The 17568-nt window shown below is 37.2% G+C and carries 14 protein-coding genes; 6 read left to right on the top strand and 8 right to left on the bottom strand.

The genetic code is table 11. From position 1 onward, the window contains the following. Positions 1–54 precede the first annotated feature (54 nt). The 4 genes from MHB65_RS16985 to MHB65_RS17000 all read right to left on the bottom strand — a co-directional run bounded on the left by MHB65_RS16985 (position 55) and on the right by MHB65_RS17000 (position 4581). The gene (locus MHB65_RS16985) at positions 55–516 is read right to left on the bottom strand and encodes an SAM-dependent methyltransferase (RefSeq protein WP_342441112.1); all 462 of its coding nucleotides are present in this window, start codon (positions 514–516) and stop codon (positions 55–57) included. Between the two features lie 91 nt (positions 517–607). Continuing rightward, positions 608–1798 (bottom strand): Ger(x)C family spore germination protein, encoded by a 1191-nt coding sequence (locus MHB65_RS16990; RefSeq protein ID WP_342441113.1) that lies wholly within the window; start codon positions 1796–1798, stop codon positions 608–610. Then, positions 1795–2892 carry a spore germination protein gene (locus tag MHB65_RS16995; protein WP_205444727.1) on the bottom strand — a complete coding sequence of 366 codons (1098 nt, stop codon included), beginning with the start codon at positions 2890–2892 and terminating at the stop codon, positions 1795–1797. The genes MHB65_RS16990 and MHB65_RS16995 overlap by 4 nt, the downstream gene beginning before the upstream one ends. A 21-nt stretch (positions 2893–2913) precedes the next feature. Next, the gene (locus MHB65_RS17000; protein ID WP_342441114.1) at positions 2914–4581 is read right to left on the bottom strand and encodes a spore germination protein; all 1668 of its coding nucleotides are present in this window, start codon (positions 4579–4581) and stop codon (positions 2914–2916) included. A gap of 226 nt (positions 4582–4807) precedes the next feature. Between MHB65_RS17000 and MHB65_RS17005 the strand changes: the two genes are divergently transcribed. Continuing rightward, the gene (locus tag MHB65_RS17005; protein WP_342441115.1) at positions 4808–5812 is read left to right on the top strand and encodes a hypothetical protein; all 1005 of its coding nucleotides are present in this window, start codon (positions 4808–4810) and stop codon (positions 5810–5812) included. 230 nt (positions 5813–6042) lie between these two features. On the opposite strand, the gene MHB65_RS17010 is transcribed toward MHB65_RS17005, so the two are convergent. After that, entirely contained in the window at positions 6043–8064 is a 2022-nt protein-coding gene (locus MHB65_RS17010) for a helix-turn-helix domain-containing protein (RefSeq protein WP_342441116.1), read from the bottom strand. A 138-nt stretch (positions 8065–8202) separates the two neighbouring features. Between MHB65_RS17010 and MHB65_RS17015 the strand changes: the two genes are divergently transcribed. Together MHB65_RS17015 and MHB65_RS17020 are read left to right on the top strand one after the other, a co-directional pair. Beyond that, positions 8203–9444 carry an MFS transporter gene (locus tag MHB65_RS17015; protein WP_342441117.1) on the top strand — a complete coding sequence of 414 codons (1242 nt, stop codon included), beginning with the start codon at positions 8203–8205 and terminating at the stop codon, positions 9442–9444. A gap of 13 nt (positions 9445–9457) precedes the next feature. Next, positions 9458–10903 (top strand): M20 family metallopeptidase, encoded by a 1446-nt coding sequence (locus tag MHB65_RS17020; protein WP_342441118.1) that lies wholly within the window; start codon positions 9458–9460, stop codon positions 10901–10903. 630 nt (positions 10904–11533) lie between these two features. Here the strand turns inward: MHB65_RS17020 and MHB65_RS17025 are convergent. Next, positions 11534–13075 (bottom strand): xanthine permease, encoded by a 1542-nt coding sequence (locus tag MHB65_RS17025; protein WP_342441119.1) that lies wholly within the window; start codon positions 13073–13075, stop codon positions 11534–11536. Positions 13076–13459: 384 nt separating this feature from the next. Between MHB65_RS17025 and MHB65_RS17030 the strand changes: the two genes are divergently transcribed. Further along, positions 13460–14587, top strand: a complete 1128-nt coding sequence (locus MHB65_RS17030; RefSeq protein WP_205444735.1) for a hypothetical protein — start codon at positions 13460–13462, stop codon at positions 14585–14587. Between the two features lie 94 nt (positions 14588–14681). On the opposite strand, the gene MHB65_RS17035 is transcribed toward MHB65_RS17030, so the two are convergent. Next, complete coding sequence (locus MHB65_RS17035; RefSeq protein WP_342441120.1) at positions 14682–15677, bottom strand: DUF4179 domain-containing protein; 996 nt, start codon at positions 15675–15677, stop codon at positions 14682–14684. Continuing rightward, complete coding sequence (locus tag MHB65_RS17040; RefSeq protein WP_342441121.1) at positions 15678–16208, bottom strand: sigma-70 family RNA polymerase sigma factor; 531 nt, start codon at positions 16206–16208, stop codon at positions 15678–15680. It abuts the gene before it with no gap. 558 nt (positions 16209–16766) lie between these two features. On the opposite strand from MHB65_RS17040, the gene MHB65_RS17045 reads away from it, so the two are divergent. Beyond that, positions 16767–16871: a YjcZ family sporulation protein gene (locus MHB65_RS17045; protein WP_225341045.1), complete on the top strand. Its 105-nt coding sequence runs from the start codon at positions 16767–16769 to the stop codon at positions 16869–16871. A 342-nt stretch (positions 16872–17213) separates the two neighbouring features. After that, complete coding sequence (locus MHB65_RS17050) at positions 17214–17402, top strand: hypothetical protein (protein ID WP_342441122.1); 189 nt, start codon at positions 17214–17216, stop codon at positions 17400–17402. Positions 17403–17568: the final 166 nt, after the last annotated feature.

Genomic DNA, 17568 nt, shown 5'->3' on the forward strand with positions numbered 1-17568 from the left:
CATGCTACTCCCCTTTGTTAGAAATCCACAATTGTCTTCGCTTTAACAACTTTATTACCCCCAGTAGTCCTTCATTAAATCTATTGACCACGCTGGCTGTTTAACATCCTTTTTAGGTAAAAATTCTTTCATCACAGGCTTTATATCTAGTATAGGTGTGCCATCTATGGCGTCTAGCCCTTGAACGATTAATGCTCTAGGTTTGACCTCTAACAACGCAACGATTGTACTTCCTAATTTATTGGGTCTATTCTTACCCCTTTGCGCGAAAATGCCCACTTCGGGATAATCTTGATTATTTCTAGGATGTCTAGCCTCATATTGGATTTGATCGTCTGTAACTTTATCAAAATAAAAAATAATTTCTAGATGAGAAAAATCTTCTATTCCTTTTAAGGATGCCTCCTGGATATGAGCAGCAAGTTCAATGGTTGAAATAATCTCTCCCCAATGATCATCTTTTATCATTTGCCGATTGTTACGAACTGTAGCGATTGATTGAACGGTATATTGCATGCCTTTTATCCCCCATCTTTTCGAATGTCTACTATATGGTCTTTAATGCCAGTATATACTAAATAGACAGAAAAAAAGATGATTAACGATGTTAATCACCTGATGTGCCATAATCCTTGATGGATACATTCACTTCACATGTAATCGGAACCTCACTAAATGTTTGATCCCATTCTTTTTTTATTTTTTGCCATACTCTCGGATAGTTGATTCTGAGTTTATTGCCAAACCCTGAAACATCTGTTTGAAATTCATGTTGCGTTTTTTCTAAAACTTTCATCACCAATCGCTCAATCTCTTTTTCAAATACTTTCTCTGCTTTTTTCAAAAATTGATTGTCAAATGCTTTATCTGATAGAACCCAATGTTCAGCAATTCTTCCCTCTGATTGAATTTTTATCGTAAAGGAGATTTGATCTCCTTTCACATGTGGAATAATTTTACTTTTAGTTGAAATAATTTCATATACAATGGGTGCACCTGACTCCTCATCAAACCCTTTGACTAGGCCACCTTTTGCATCCCCTGACATCCAAGCAATTCCTTCTATGTCACTCTCATTTAAAAACCCTCGTAATTTTTTGGTTTTCCCTTCAATGATAGCAGCGCCTGCAAATTTTACTTCTCCATTTTCCGCTATCACATTTTGCAATAAAAAGCTGGAATCTGAATATAGCTTCCCTTCTAGCTTTGCAACAGTCATCGGTGGTAAAATCTTAGTCGTCCTTTCATGCCCCTCCATCATTTCTACTAATTGAAAGGCTGGAATTTTCGTTGGTTCATTCGTTTCAAGTGCCTGACTTGCCTGATTTTGAGCAATAAGGAGAAGGCCACTAGGTCGTATTTCTAATTCTCTTAGAAAAAAATCTAGTGTTTGTTGCAGGTTGACGGTGCTGGCTAATTCTTCTCCAATGATAATCACTTTGGAATGTTCAGCAAAGGAATGTTTATCAACCTTTAAAAGCATATTTCGTAAAGTTGGTAAAACCGCATCACCTGTCTCAGAAACATTTTTATACGCTTTTTCTGGCAATGCTCCCTCTCTTGTTCCAGAAACCGTTGTCTCTGACGTAACAAATTGATTGGTAATCGTTAACAGCTCCCTATTTGCATATCTAGCATCTTGTTGCTCCTCAGAAGATACATCACCCGTTTCTAAATCCAATGATGTACCTACAATGAGACCTAAATCCTCAATCTCTTTACTACTCCAGCATCCAGTAAGAAAGAAGGGTACAGTCATTACTAGAAGGTATTGGCTATATCGATGTTTTCGCTTCATGCTTTCTTTCCTTTCCATTTCGATATAAGGAGTAAAATGATAGGTACGGCACCAAATAAAATCAATGCAGCATGACCAATCTTATCGCCAAATGTAAAAAGATCATTAATATTTTTTGGCGTCATCGCAATAATGTAAATAATTGGCAACAATCCGTATAAGAAAGGATGCATACTTTTTTTAAAAAGTTGGGCTAATCCTAAAGCAGCGGCATAATAAGTAATCGTAAAGGTAGCAAATATTTGCATAATCCAAATTACAAGAAGAAACGACTCAAAGCGTTCAAAAATTAATCCTGGAATTTCAAAACTTCGCATCAATTCAATCGTTGGCCATGTCCTTGTCATAACCCCTTCAATGGATAGAGCACCGATGACCATCACAACCGTGATGACATAAAAAAGCAGAGGAATGGTGATGCCCACCAGCACAACCTTTACAGCTTTTGATCTATCTGATGGGTACATAAATGCCACGAGGAGCAACATAATTTCAGGTCCTAAAAAGGCTAGTGTCGCTGTTTTGATCCCCTTTAACATCGGTACAACACCCAAGCCTAATACTGGTCTAAGATTATCGATTTCAAAAATCCCTAAGCTTAAAAAGGCCACAAGTAAAAAAATAACAAAGGTAATAGGAAAAATGATTTCAAATAGACGAGCGATTGTATTGATACCGCCACTTATTAAGTAAAGCCCAACCCATAAAAAAGGAAGAATAATGGCCCATGTAGGGGTACCCTCTAATAAGAAGAGGGAGGTTACTTCAGCCATTATGCGAACCTCAAATGCAGAAATGGTAAAAAAGTAGACTATTACACACGTACTTAAGAACCAGCCTAACCACTTCCCTAGGATGTCTTGATTATATTGATAAAATGTTTTATCAGGGTATTGTTGGCTTAGCTTGACAATGATTACCCCTGCAATCATCGCAACGATTCCACCTAAAAATACACTAATCCAAACATCCGGGGTCTTTACTTTTTCTACAGAGGCACGAGGTAAGGTAAGAATTCCAGTGGCAAGAATATAGTTAATAATAATAACAACTGCTTGTGAGGTCGTTATTTTATCTTTCAAACTGCTGTTCATGACTGTTTTTCTCCTTTCCTCTTATTCCCCTTTGCGGACAGAATCTTTTGGCTTTAACAATCTAGGACGATGTTTCATCATCCTGAACGGCATACGAACCATAAAGTCTTTCCAATCACCTGCTCGATACGGAACAGTAGGACTTAGATATGATACACCGAAGCTCTTTAGCTTCACTAAATGACTGCAAAGGAATAAGAAAAACAGGATGATGCCATATAGTCCAAATAAAGCTGCAGAAAACATGGCGACAAAACGCAGCATTCGTAGCGTGATTCCAGCATTGTATTGAGGGATAGCAAAAGAAGAAATCGCTGTTAGTGCAACAACAATGACCATAATCGGACTAACAATTCCTGCCTGTACTGCTGCTTCTCCAATGACAAGCCCTCCTACAATCCCCATTGTCGGACCGATCGGCTTCGGCAAGCGAAGTCCCGCTTCTCTTAATATTTCAATGGCAACCTCCATAATGAGGGCTTCAATTAATGCTGGGAACGGTACCCCCTGCCTTGTCGCCATCATAGACAAGGCTAGTTTAGTGGGAATTAATCCCTGATGAAATGATACAAAAGCAATGTACAGAGATGGTCCAAATAAGGAGATACCGGCAGCAAAGTAGCGAAGCAAGCGAATAAGTGAGCTTGACAACCAACGTTCATAATAATCTTCTGGTGATTGCAGTAACATATTAAACGTGACTGGCACAATTAGCGCAAACGGCGTTCCATCTAATAAAATTGCCACTCGTCCCTCCAGTAAAGCGGCAACAACACGATCAGGACGCTCGGTACTCTGTACTTGCGTAAACGGACTAAGATAATTATCCTCAATTAATTGCTCAATATATCCTGATTCAGCTACATCATCCAAATGGATTGTTTCAATTCGTTTTCTCACCTCTTTGACGAGATTAGGCTCCACAATCTCATCTATATAGGCTATAACCAACTCTTTTTTTGTACGCTCGCCCACTTCCATCTCAATTATGGATAAATTTCGATTTTCACCATGTTGTCTTAATAAAGAGGTGTTCACACTTAATTTTTCCGTGAAGCCCACTCTTGGTCCACGTACCAATGCCTCAGAAACGGGCTCTTCAAGATTTCGAGTCTTTCCATGTGCAGTACCAATAATAAATACATTCTGGATCCCATCCACAATTAATACAGTGGATCCCGTTAATACTTTCCCAACAGCTTTCATAACTTTCGTTTCCTCTAGCAGATCACTCACTGGTAGGATTTCATTTACAATCAATTGCTGTAGCTCATAACCTCTTATCAAAGTGGATCTTTCTGAAAGTCCATTCATTAATGATTTCAAAATATGTTTGTCAATCAACTCTTTATCGCATAAACCTTTAAGAAAAACGATGGCTGCACGATTATCCGTATTCCCAATTTGAAATTCTCTAAAATGGATATCCCAATTATGACCAAGCTCTTTTTTCATTTGTAAAAAATCTTCACTGTAATCACCTGTAAAATGCTCTAACTTTTTTTGAACAGGTATTTGTATTGTCTCACTTTGTTCACTATTTTCTTTCATATCAATTTTGCCATTGCTCTTATTAACAAATAAAAAAACATGAAACAATTTATAAATTAAATATGGAATAAAAAATGCTAAAAAGCCTTGTAAAAAAACTTGCCAATGCGGCATGTAGGAAATTATCTTTTCCCACATATTGATCACCCTCTTTAGTACACTTGTACAGAGTATATCTACATGTTTTTATCATTATCTAAGCAACCGTATTTTAAACTTCTAATCCTCAACATTCTTTCATAACAAGACACTAATATTTGCTGGACATAAAAAAATCCAGCCTCAAATTGAGTACTGGTACTTATAAAAGCAATCTTTAGGTTATGGTATACTAGCTACTATGAAAAATTAGAAGGTGAAATTTATGCTAGAAGTCAGTGAAAGTAAATTAGCACAATATAGTCTGCATTTTTTGAGCGAGACGCTTATTTTAGGAGAAGAAGTTTTTACACAACCTGAAGTTATGTTAGAAGCAGCCTTTACGCAGCTTGCTTTTAATAAAATCGATATGGAACAGCAATATGAATTTTTCCATGAAAGCAATATTGCACTCAATGAAGTTTTTACGTATTCCAAAGCCATTTTCGAACAGGAAAGTAACTTCCTCGAACAATCACAAAATATAGCCAAGCACTTACATAGTGTGTCACAGCACCCAAACATCAAAAGCGGAGAACTGTTTATTGGCCTATTTGAAAATTGTTTACTATTGAATGAGGCTAAAAAGGTTATCGCCATTGTCAAAATTGATGAAAAAGAAATGTTTTTAGATGTAAAAAATGAACACAATCAAATGATTGTTAATGGCGTGGATGGCATTAACGTCAAGAAAATTAATAATATGGCTATTATTGTTGATATGGGACCAGATCAATTTCCTGCTGTGTATATCAAAACAAAACGGAAAGAAGATATCGTTTATTGGCAAGAACGATTTTTAAAAATACAAGCAGCAGATGCGCATTATTATAAAACCAATTTAGCACTAACAGAATGCAAAAAAATTATTTTAAAGGAAGAAAATTATACAAGCACAGAAAAGCTTGGGCTTTTGAATAAAACACTGGATTACTTTAGAAATGAAGAGGAATTTCAGGTAAATCATTATATCGAAACCGTTTTTGAGCAAGCGGACACTACCCAAAAAGATGTCATCATTAACTCGGTCAAACCCTATGAGACGGTCATTTCTGATAGTGCTTTAGAAAAGGCTGAACAGAAATACAAACGTAAAATTAAACTCGATTCCAATATTGAAATCCAAGTAAATATTCAGCATATCGACCAAATAGATGAATTAATTGAAGTAGGCTATGATGAGGCAACGAATCGCAAATTCTATAAAATCTATTTTCAGGATGAACAGTAGAAAAGGTACTTCCTATTTTTATCAACGAATTTAAAAATAACTAAATGATTTCCGTTCCAGGCTATATGCTTGCCATTGACGCCTCGCTTTCGTACAGAGTAAAGCTTCTTGTGAGAAACTCATTAAGCTTCACAGGGAAGCACTTGGTCGGAACGGAAAACAACTTCTCTTTACAAAATCATCTTTTGCTTAAAACACTAAAATTCATCTATTACTTTATCCTCTTCTTGTTAAGGCACCATCCCCCTTAAATAACAGGCAAGCTGAAGCTTTAGGACATCTTCAGCATTTTGAAAAGATATGGTTAGCTTTTCTTCGATTTTTCTCAAACGCTGATACAACGTATTGACATGAATGTGTAGTTGTTTAGCTGTCTCCCCTACAGAGCCGTTTTGCTTAATATATACCAGCAAAGTTTCTTCCAGCAGCTGATGTTTTGTTTTTTCATTGCGCAATGGTTGGAACACTTCATTCACAAAACTCAATAGTTCCTCCTGTGTTTGATGAATAAAGAGTCGATTCACCCCAATCTCCTGATAATGCATGATGCCCCAGCGTTGACGAGTGATCAAAAACGACAGTGCTTTATCCGCTTCATGATAACTTTTCGCTATATGGTCCATGCCCAGATACAATGAACCGATTCCAATTTTCAACGTATTGCTTTTTACTTTTTCCCAGTTCGCTTGCAATTGCTTTACAAGTTGCAGCACTTCATTACCCATTCGTTTAAATTGACAAAGAATCGTTATTTTATGACCAAAGCCAAATACTATTGGTGCATGCTCTTGAAAATGTTTTTTAATTTCCGCAATTAATAGATGAACTTGCCTATCCATCACTTGACTATCCATATTCGATGATAATTGAATTAAAACGACAGCATAATAGGTATTTGACTCAAGTCCGAGCTCTTCACCCTTTTTCATAAGCTGTCCAGGATCCTTACACATTAAAAAATCATGAAATAGATCATGTGTTTTTTTATAAAACGCATCCACAATTGTTTGTTTCCGTATCATTTCTAGAGCAATAACGGAGCTAGCTTGCTCGATAATTAATTTATGAATCGATTCTAGCTCCTGTTCACTTACTTCGATAAGTAGAAAGCCAAGGATTTGACCTACACCAACAATCGGTTGAATATAGTAATCCACCCATTCATTCTCGATTTCAATTGTATAAAATGCTGGAGATTCTTTTAAATGAATGGAAGATCGTAATATGTCTACATCATCAGTGTCTATCCAATGACGTGGACTTGCATAAATGGAGTCATCCATTAAATCTCTAATGACGAGTCGCAAATTCAGCATATGTCTTATTTCATTGACAATGACTTGCATACCAGCATTTTGCAAAGAAAGCTTCATAAAAGTATGGTGAATTTGATCTCGTTGCAGTAGTAATTCATTTTGAAGCTTCAAATGCTGAAACAGTTTTGAATTCGTCAATGCAATAGATACCTGATCAGAAAAACTTTCTAAAAGCTGTTTATCTTCTGTTGTTAGCAATGCATGTTCCCCATTTTGATAAATAATGACCACACATAGTGTTTGCTCCTCAATTACAATCGGAACAGCAATAACCGATTGTAAATGCTCAAACGTATAGGCATTTAATAAATGACGTAGATTCTCTTCTGTTACAGATGAAGAAGCTTTTAGCACGTCTGTATACGAAGTCAAAATCATGGACTGGTTTTCTTTAAAGGTCTTTCCAATAATCCCTTCTCCGACCTTCATGCGCATATTTTTAATGTCCTCACCAGGTCCCCCTGCCCATGCTTTTGGTACAAGTGCTGCTTCGCTTTCTTCATACATCCACAGTACCCCAAAATCTGCAGCCGGTATAACAGATAGCGCATTCTCTAAAATCGTGGTCAGTAGAATATGAATATCGTTTAAAACGGAAATTTCCCGTATACTTTCCATCATTTTCTCCCGAATAAATTGTTCTTTCTCCAGCATTAATTCTAAGTAATATGCATGAAGTACTGTTTCGATAATTTGTTGCTCCGTTGCTAATAGCACTCTATTAATCCGAATGACCAAACGTCCCCTTTCATGGAATTCGAAGAAATAATCATGAAAATCTGCCACTTTTTTGTCATAAGAAGGTGGCAGATGATTTTCTACCCCTTGAGAAAGCACCAGAGAAAAACGATCCTCATTAATATTTTTCCATACTTGAAATTGTGTTAACTTGCAAAAATCAAAGAGGAATTGTTGTAGTCTATCTACTATTGTCATGCTGAAATACCTCACTTTATATGGATAAACATCTACATTTATTAGATTTATTATATGAAAACACATATTGTTAGAAAAGTCTAAATTTTTTATACTTTGCAATATAAACAAATCCACTATAGCTAGGAGGAAAAAACAATGACAACAACAACTGCTAAAAATGCTAGATATCTTGTAATCGCTATGTTGTTTCTAGGGTGGTCATTAGGGAACTTTGATCGTTTCATTATTAACTTCGCCATTCTCGATATTTCAAAGGAATTACAATTGACGGAATCATTAACGGGCATTGTTTTAAGTAGCTTTTTTGCTGGTTATGCCTTAATGCAAATTCCAGGTGGCTGGTTAGCTGATCGATTTGGCTATCGAAAGGTGCTCATATCAACGATCTTAGTTTGGTCCATCTTCACTGTCTTAACGGGTGCTGCCTGGTCGTTTCTATCAATCATTGTAATTAGATTCCTATTCGGTGTAGGTGAAGGAAGCTATTTCCCAGCTGCCTCTAAGGGCATTGCCAATTGGTTCCCGGTTGATGAACGTAGTAAAGCCATGTCTATTATGTTAACATCTGGCTCAATTATGGGCGTTGTGGCACCGATTGTAGGAACATACTTAATGCTAGCACTTGGTTGGCGAGATATTTTCTACATTGTAGGCGCACTAGGTATTGTTGTTGCACTTAGTTTCTTCTTCTTAGTGAAGGAAAAAAATACACCTGCGACAGAGCAAGTAAAGGCTCAAACTTCAAAAGCTCCATTAAGAGACGTCTTAAAGACACCAATGATTTGGAAGCTTTTTATTGCCTATTTCAGTATTTATGCAGTGAACTGGGGCTTAACATCTTGGATGCCAACGTATTTATCTAAAGTAAAAGGGTTAGAATTGACTGCTGTTGGTATCTATTCAGCTATTCCTCCATTTATTGGGATCTTCGCTATGCTTTGTAGCGGTTATGTGCTAGATAAAATGCCTCAAGGACGAGATAAGCTGGTCGCTGGCATTTTTGCCATTATTGCAGGTATAGGGCTATTATTCATGGCGAATGCACCAAGCATGCTCATATTTACGGTATGTCAAAGTGTCGTGACGGTCATGCTGTCCTTTAATATTATTTTAATAACATCTGTTCCACTAAAAATTTTACCAGAGGCAGTAGTAGGAACAGCAAATGGCTTTATTAATACAGGCGCTCAATTCGCAGGGGTACTTACACCAATGCTGATTGGTTTTTTAGTGGAAGCTTTTGGTGGTTCTTATAGTGCTGCATTCACAATGCTGATTGGCTTTACAATTGTGTGTGCTGTGTCATTATTTATGATCCGCCCGAATAAAAATACGGTTGTGTTGAATTCCCCTTCTATAAATGAAATCAGCGACTAAGGAGTGATAGTTTATGAGTTTAACAGACAAAATTGCACACTATATTGATCAAAAAAGCGGGCTATATAAAAATGTAAGCGATCGCATTTGGGACTATGCGGAAACAAGATTTGATGAGGTTCGCTCTGCCAATTTATTATGTAAAACGTTAGAGAATGAAGGGTTTCAAGTCGAAAGAGGCGTTGCAAATCTTGAAACAGGCTTCATTGCAACCTTTGGAAATGGAAAGCCAGTGATCGCTATACTTGGTGAATATGATGCACTCGCAGGGTTAAGTCAACAGGCTGGGAGCGCGAACTATGAGCCAATCATCCAAAATGGCAATGGTCATGGCTGTGGTCATAACCTATTAGGTGTCGGGGCACTTGCAGGAGCCATTGCTACAAAACAGTACTTCGAGGACCATAACTTAGCTGGAACTGTAAAATATTTTGGCTGCCCTGCCGAAGAAAGTGGCTACGGCAAATCCTTTTTGGCTAGAGATGGGTATTTTAAAGATGTAGATGTTGCCTTTTCTTGGCATCCTGGCACAGTCAATGCCATTATGCATGCTAGAGCCAATGCGGTTATTAACGCTACATTTAAATTTAAAGGACGCAGTTCACACGCTGCTGCCTCCCCTCATTTAGGAAGAAGCGCATTAGACGCAGTAGAGTTAATGAATGTTGGAGTGAATTATTTACGAGAACATATCGTAGATGAAGCAAGAATCCACTATGCCGTGACCAATACAGGTGGACTTGCGCCAAATGTTGTACAAGCTGAGGCTGAAGTGACTTATTTGATTCGCGCACCAAAACCAAATCAAGTAAAAGACTTATATCAACGTGTCCTCAATTGTGCAAAGGGTGCTGCTTTAATGACCGAAACAACGGTAGAAGAGCAAATTGTGGGATCTTGCCATAATTTAATTCCTAACAAAACATTGGAGAAGGTTATGCATCAGCATATGGAGGACTTAGGTAGCGCTAAAATCACAGAAGATGATATTCATTTTGCTAAGGAAATCTATCATACACTCTCCGACGAAGAAAAGAATGTAGCAGCTTTACAGGTTGGTAAAGAAGCGGCGCAAATTCTCATTGACAAGCCTATTGTTGATTTTCTTGCCCCTCTTCCAGAAGAACCATTTTTCATGGGTGGCTCAACCGATGTGGCGGATGTCAGCTGGAATGTCCCAACTGCCCAATGCACGACAGCCACATGGGCATTCGGAACACCATTCCATACATGGCAGGCTGTCGCACAAGGAAAATCAGCCTATGCTCATGAGGCAACACTGCTTGCTGGCAAGGCGATTGCTTGTACAGCGATTTCAGCTCTGGAAAATCCGTCATTAATCGAAGACGCAAAGGCCGAGTTAGTGGAGCGTCTTGATGGTGAAACGTATGAAGCCCTAATTCCTCAAGACTTAGTGCCCCCTAAAGCAATTCAAGCAACAGCTGTTATCATGGCATAACTGCCAATAAGACTTTCTATTGTTTGATAGAAAGTCTTATTCATGTTGTTGAAAAAAGATAATGTCAACGGCAGAAAAAGCAACTTGGCAAGGTGAGGGGTTGATTTCCGTTCCGCCAGCGTCCTTTCCAGGGGGCGTCCGATGAGCCGCTTCACTCACTTCCGTTCGCTCCAGGGTCTCCTCTGTGACGCTAAATCCCCTAGGAGTGACGCTGGCTCCACTCCAATCAACTATGCTGCAAAGTGTCTTTACTTTTTTCATAGTAGCACAGCGATCAAATCGCCCATTATCTGTATTCTTAACGGGGATAAGCTCTTATTTTCAGTGTGGAGAAGTGATGCGTGACAACACCTCTTCATAAAGAGTAGTGAGCACCTTCACTTTATTTGAAAACCTTTGCTAAAAAGTTAGTGGATTGAAGTGGAAGGCTACTTGACTCCCGTGGGATAGCGAGACAGGCGAGCCCCTGCACGGAGCGGGAGCGGAGGAAGCGGCTCGGCGCTCGCCCACAGGAAAGCAAGTAGCCTGCAACGGAAATCCATTTCTACCTTTCAATTGACTGTTTTGTTTTTCAACACTAAGAATAAGACTTTCTATTGTTTGATAGAAAGTCTTATTTTTATAGGCACTCTATTCACTTAAATTTTGTGCAGGGTCTTTCCGATCAACAAAATATTTGTAAAGGAATAAGCCTGTAACCATTAAGTATGCATAGACAAACTGGATCAGTTCAGGTTGAGCAATTCCTACTGTAGGTGCATGAATAATTCCAAAGAAGGATAGTATTGCGGCAATAAAGGCAAATATTGCAGCACGTAATGGCTTACCTAATATAGCAAATATGGTGATTGAGCCCCAAATTAAACTACTAAGTGGTGCACCATTACCTAAATGAATTAGTCCATTATAATAGACGCCCTTCCCTAGCAGTGTATCTATACCGACAGAAGCCGCTGATGTTCCTGCAGCTGAAAAAATATTATTAGCCATTGTTAAGGCCCAGTTGGCAATCCAAGGGAATAATGTAATGAAAATAACAGGTACTTCTAAACTTGGTGTTTCGCGGACTACTTGGTTCGCTGTCACAATTCCTACATAAACAAGAATTGGTACAATGGCTACCACTGGTATTATCGCTAGTAGTAATTCTCCAACTCCAAACAAGCAAATAATGAGCATTGTAAAGCCTGAGGCAATTGTATAACCGATGCCTGCTCCCATTGCCTTCCATCCAGCATGTCCAATGTAGACTGTAACAGGAAATGGATTTCCAGAAAAAGCGCCAATGCTTGAAGCCACGCCATTCACTAACATCACATTGCGCGTATTATAGGGGTCCCCTGCCGCATGAGCACTTTCGATGTTTTCTAAATCAAAAATATAGTTTGCTAAACCTAAAGGAATGGCAGATGCTAAATAGGGTAAAGCATAGGGAATTGCTTGGAATAACCCGACAATATGTACCTCTGGCGGATTAAAGCCTAAATTTGAAAGGGCTGCTGTAATTGCCTCAGGACTCTGTAAACCAAACACCCACGCAAGAGCAGTCCCAGAAGCAAGCAGTAAAAACCCTGTTGGAATTTTCTTAAAGATCGGTGATTTCCCAAACCAGTTGATAAAAATAATCACTAATACAACAAATGCCACAATAGGTGTTTCAAATGACTGTAGCATGGGGTTCATAGCTAGCAATAATAAACCTAGTCCCGATAAACAGGACAACAGCACTGTTCTAGGAATTAGTTTACGCAGTAAGTCTCCTAGAAACGACCCAACAACCAAAATCATTGCTTCAAAGAAACACCAAACTAAGCCAATTTGAATAGCAAGATTAGCATCTTCAGTTTCTCTAAAGACGGGAATCAATACTAAAAACGTAACTGTAAAAATAGATGGAGCACTCGGCCCAGATGGTAAAGCCGTGACATCGGTTCTCCCCGTTTTCTTAGCCAGCTGCTGCGCAAACCAAGTGTAGGCAATGCTCGCAAGGAAAATGGCCAGGCCAAATGCAGGGACAACCCTTCCATAAACAAGATCATCTGGAAAACCTACAACAAATAAAAGTAGTGAAGCCATCGTCAACAAATTCGTTAAATTGTTAGCTAATAAACCAAAATATCCTGCCCAATCGCCTCGTTTCCAAAGCATTTCTTTAAATGACACTTGATTCATGTTTATCTCCCCTTTACTCGTGTATTGAGTAATTCAAATAAACCTATTCCCACTTTTAGCAAAAAAGGATGAATGTGCACATCTAGTAAACGCATTGTACTTCTTCATTTCATAGAAAGCGCTTTCTTGTCACTATTGTAAATTTTTCATTATATACCGTCATTAGCTATATAAACCAAAATAAGTTCCCCTCTGTTGTGCATTATGTACTGTAAATAATGACTATTTTCAACGAAATCGGGTAATAAAAAATGAAATACATATGATCTATACTTTCTCGGAAAACAATCTTTTTAAAAATTTCTAAAAAAATTAAAACTTTTTCAATTGGTAAAACGTCTAATAATTGGTAACAGAAGTTAACCTAAAGGAGAATTGATAAATATGAAAAAACCTGCTAAAAAAACATGGATATTGGCTTCAGCACTAACACTTGGGATGGCCGTATTAACACCGCTTCAAGCTGGTGCAACATCTGTTGATACAACCAATAATGTAACGATTCAAATAGAACAAAAAATAACAGGTACCATTAAATATTTTGATGGTAGTAGCATTACCCTTAAAGGAACAGATGGAAAAAACTACTTCATTGGTTTGTATAAGTTCTCTGATAAGCAAATTGAGCAATTAAAGCTAAGGGAGGGGCAGGAAATTTCAGTTGAGGGTAGTATTTTGAAAGATTACTCAGACTTCTTTACCTTTGAAGTATATAAAAAAAGCTTACCTAAAGAAGTCACAAAAGAAGAATTAGTCCAACTAGAAAAGCTCTTTTCTGACATAAAAAAGGCTGAAAAAGAAGAGAATTATGAGGAAATGGAACGAATCTATGAGGCGATGGATAACATCACAAGACCTTATGAATTAGCAAATTGGCAACCTGAGCCATTTGAAGAATTTATCAATGAAGCGGCATTCGCTGAAAAAAATATCGTTATCAAAGCGCAAGATAAAGAACAGCTAAAAACACTTTATAGTAACTGGATTAAGTATGTAAAAGAAAATAAAACGGATGAGGCATCAGAAAACATTGATAAAATTTTCACTATTCTTGAACCTTATTACCAAGAATTATATCCTCCATTAACTTTTGAAGAGTACATGGCAGATATGAACGTCGATTTAACAAAAGAGGAACTTGCAAAACTTAAAACCCTCTATGAAGAGGCACAAAAAGCTGAAAAAGATAAAGACGATGAGTTGGCCATGAAGAAATGGGATCAATTCTATGAAATACTTCGCCCACATTTTAAACCTGTTCCCTTCGAGGAATATATGACAGATATCGAATTCAGCATTAGTAATGCGGATTACGCAAAATTAAAACAACACTATGAAGAAGCAGTTGCCCTTGAACAAAAGGGTGAAGATGAAAAAGCTGGCGAGCAATGGGAAGCCTTCTACAAAATTTTAGACCCTTACTACGAAGCTAATAGAGAAATTCTCATCTCAGCATCTAAATTAACATTTAACGGGCAAGATTTACTTCCAGAGCCAGAACAAACTAAATAAAATTTCAAGGGCCCTCCTATTGGTTTAGGAGTGGCCCTTTTTGAAGTGACAATTTTGTCATGTTATCCCTGAAATAGTCATTTTAATCGATGGTTTACCCTAGAGAAATATTAATACTGGGGAGCGGAACTAGCTCTTTCCGCTCTAATGTTTTTTCATCTACAATTCTTATAGTGGGTGTAATGACTAGCGTTCGAATAGAAGGATCAGGTATAAAAACCTCAATATAGCCCTTTACTCGTCCTGAATCGCTTTTGATGGTTGTTGTTCCTACATTTTCATATATATTTCCAAGATTATCTTGGATGTCCACCATTAAAAATTCTGTATCCCAATCTAGATTGCCCTCAAAATAAAGAGTGGTTATATATTTTCCTGCTGTTATTTGATTACATAATAACTGGTATTGTTCATTACCAAATGGTATATTTACTTTTTTCGAATAGGCTCCGGTTGGTGTAAGTTCTAGTTGAAAGTTCCATGATCCTTCCACAAGGGGCGTATTCTCGATACCTTTAAAATCTTTAGGACGCCATTGAACATTTATCGTTTCATCAATCACTTCGTCTGAAATTCTCGCCGTAAACATACCAATCCAAGTATCATCATTCTTTTTAATGATTTGATGACTACGTACGTCTAAGTTGTTTCCGTTGACTTCTAAATCACCATTCCAAAATAGCGGGGGTTCATCTATTGGTTCTTCGTGCTTCATTTCATAACTAACCGATACAATCGTTCCATCGAAAAAAGCCTCAGCTAATTCAATGGAAGTGCCGTTACTTTCGTCTATTTGATTAATGATTGTTGCATAATCATTAAATACTTGTAATTGAGGATTATCATTGCTTTTTAATAGCTGCTGTACAATCGGTAAACGATTAGCCACGGCTGGTAGCCAAATGACACTACTAGTAAAAATGAATGTCAACATGGCGACCGCACTAACCCATTTCCATTTTTTAAGTGCATCCTTCTTGCTTGAAGATGATCGTAAAACACTTTTTTCAATATTACTCTTTTCCCAATCAGATAATTCAACTGGTTCAATCTCTTCAACATCTAATTTGATAAAGTCCTTTTCGTTCATTTAGATACCTCCCAGCTCTTCTGTTAACTTTAACTTCCCTCGATATAAACGATTTTCAACAGCTGATTTAGTTAGACCAAATATCTCTGCGATTTCTCTGTTCGAATATCCTAAGTAGTATTTCAAAAGAAAAATTTCCTGATCGTTTTTATTTAAATTTAAAATACTGATAAATAGCTGCTCTTTTTGTACTCTTCGTTCTACGATGCTTTCTGGAAGGTCCTTGTTATTTGAAATTGATGGGAGTAACTCGACTGTTTTTGGTTTATTTTGAAGGCTTCGGTATGTATCAATCGCTTTATATTTTGCAATAACACCAATCCATTTTTTAAAATCAACCTCATCACCTGTAAATTGCATACTCTTTTGCCAAATGGTTAGAAATACATCGTTGATACATTCTTCAATAGCTGTATGGTTAGGTTGTAACACTTTTAACACAATGGCTTTAACATACCCTCCATATCTGTTAATCACTTCTCTTAAAGCTTGTTCATCCTTTTTTTGTAGCTGATTAATTAATGAATACACGAAGTTAGAAAACCTCCTTTCTTCTCTACAAGTAATAACGAGCAAATGAAAGAAAACTCTCACTTTATTTTTAATTAAAAATATAAATGATTCCTTTTCACAGCGCTATGTAGTTAAAACTAGAAACGGAATAACATGAATTTTACTGTTTTAAACCTGTTCCACCATTATTCATAAAAGAATTATTATCAAATCCTAATAAAAGCTACTGACAATAACGATGAGTGGATTGGCAATGACGTTCCCATTTCTCAATGGTAGGCTAATCGAGACAGCCACAATCATGGATTACAACTACTCTTCATGCTGTAACAAGCATCGTTGAGTTTTATTCATATCAAGTGTTTAGTGATACTCCTCATTCGCTCATGATCCTTTTTAAAATTACCGAAATACGATTCATTAGACGAATACCCTTTTCCCTTTCAAAGGCATTCATACAATAAACTGAAGAAAGGAGAGATTTTGATGGGATACTTTGGAAACATGGGTAATTTCAATTGTTGTTATGGAGGCTATGGTAATGACTATAGCGGAGGATATAGCATGAGTTGTGGTATGGACTATGGCGGCAAGAATAATAGTTCAACATTCGTTTTAATCGTTGTACTATTCATACTTCTCATTATCGTAGGCGCAGCATTCGTGCAAAAAGAATATTAATATTTTTTGATAGTACGTGAAAAAACATGAAAAAGGGATAATCTTCATTATTGGCAGCTAACAATAATGTCGATACCTCCACACATTCAATAGCAAAAAGGGTCACTCCCAGCCTAGTGACCCTTTTTAAACCTGTATACCCTTCATCTTGTTCAATTTTAAATTCTCCATCTACCACATCTTCGGTTTTACAGAACACTAGGGAAAATATAATAACCCAACACTTTCACTTCAAATTACGCCCCATTTTCGCTTTTGCTCCATAAAGTTCTTAAAATGAAACCAACTAAAACGTTGAATCGTATATTTATCAGAACTATTTTTGAAAAGGAGTAGAGTACTATGAAGGAATGGTGGCAAGGAAGGAAAAACAAAAAGAGAAACGTTAAGAGAAGGAATGATCAATACTCATTATTTGACTTATTTCTTGACGTACTTGGTTGGATACCAGAATTGCTTTTCCTCCCATTTAGAATCATTTATTGGTTGTTTAGAGGGATTGGAAGATTTATTGGAGAAGGTTTTAATTAAAAAACTGCTCAAAAGAATATCATTTGATTTTTTGTACCAATACGATTGAGGCAAGGGCAAGTTTTGTTGAGCATTCTACAAAAAGATTCTCGTTCAAGAATTGATTGTAAAATTTATCTTATTACGAAATCAAACTATACAAAAGGGATAAAGTCATTTACTTGAG

The organism is Lysinibacillus sp. FSL K6-0075 (assembly GCF_038592945.1).
GTDB classification, from domain to species: domain Bacteria; phylum Bacillota; class Bacilli; order Bacillales_A; family Planococcaceae; genus Lysinibacillus; species Lysinibacillus fusiformis_F.

Coding starts and splice junctions, on each gene's coding strand:
- MHB65_RS16985 (WP_342441112.1), bottom strand. CDS start 516: ATGCAATATACCGTTCAATCAATCGCTACAGTTCGTAACAATCGGCAA.
- MHB65_RS16990 (WP_342441113.1), bottom strand. CDS start 1,798: ATGAAGCGAAAACATCGATATAGCCAATACCTTCTAGTAATGACTGTA.
- MHB65_RS16995 (WP_205444727.1), bottom strand. CDS start 2,892: ATGAACAGCAGTTTGAAAGATAAAATAACGACCTCACAAGCAGTTGTT.
- MHB65_RS17000 (WP_342441114.1), bottom strand. CDS start 4,581: ATGTGGGAAAAGATAATTTCCTACATGCCGCATTGGCAAGTTTTTTTA.
- MHB65_RS17005 (WP_342441115.1), top strand. CDS start 4,808: ATGCTAGAAGTCAGTGAAAGTAAATTAGCACAATATAGTCTGCATTTT.
- MHB65_RS17010 (WP_342441116.1), bottom strand. CDS start 8,064: ATGACAATAGTAGATAGACTACAACAATTCCTCTTTGATTTTTGCAAG.
- MHB65_RS17015 (WP_342441117.1), top strand. CDS start 8,203: ATGACAACAACAACTGCTAAAAATGCTAGATATCTTGTAATCGCTATG.
- MHB65_RS17020 (WP_342441118.1), top strand. CDS start 9,458: ATGAGTTTAACAGACAAAATTGCACACTATATTGATCAAAAAAGCGGG.
- MHB65_RS17025 (WP_342441119.1), bottom strand. CDS start 13,075: ATGAATCAAGTGTCATTTAAAGAAATGCTTTGGAAACGAGGCGATTGG.
- MHB65_RS17030 (WP_205444735.1), top strand. CDS start 13,460: ATGAAAAAACCTGCTAAAAAAACATGGATATTGGCTTCAGCACTAACA.
- MHB65_RS17035 (WP_342441120.1), bottom strand. CDS start 15,677: ATGAACGAAAAGGACTTTATCAAATTAGATGTTGAAGAGATTGAACCA.
- MHB65_RS17045 (WP_225341045.1), top strand. CDS start 16,767: ATGGACTATGGCGGCAAGAATAATAGTTCAACATTCGTTTTAATCGTT.
- MHB65_RS17050 (WP_342441122.1), top strand. CDS start 17,214: ATGAAGGAATGGTGGCAAGGAAGGAAAAACAAAAAGAGAAACGTTAAG.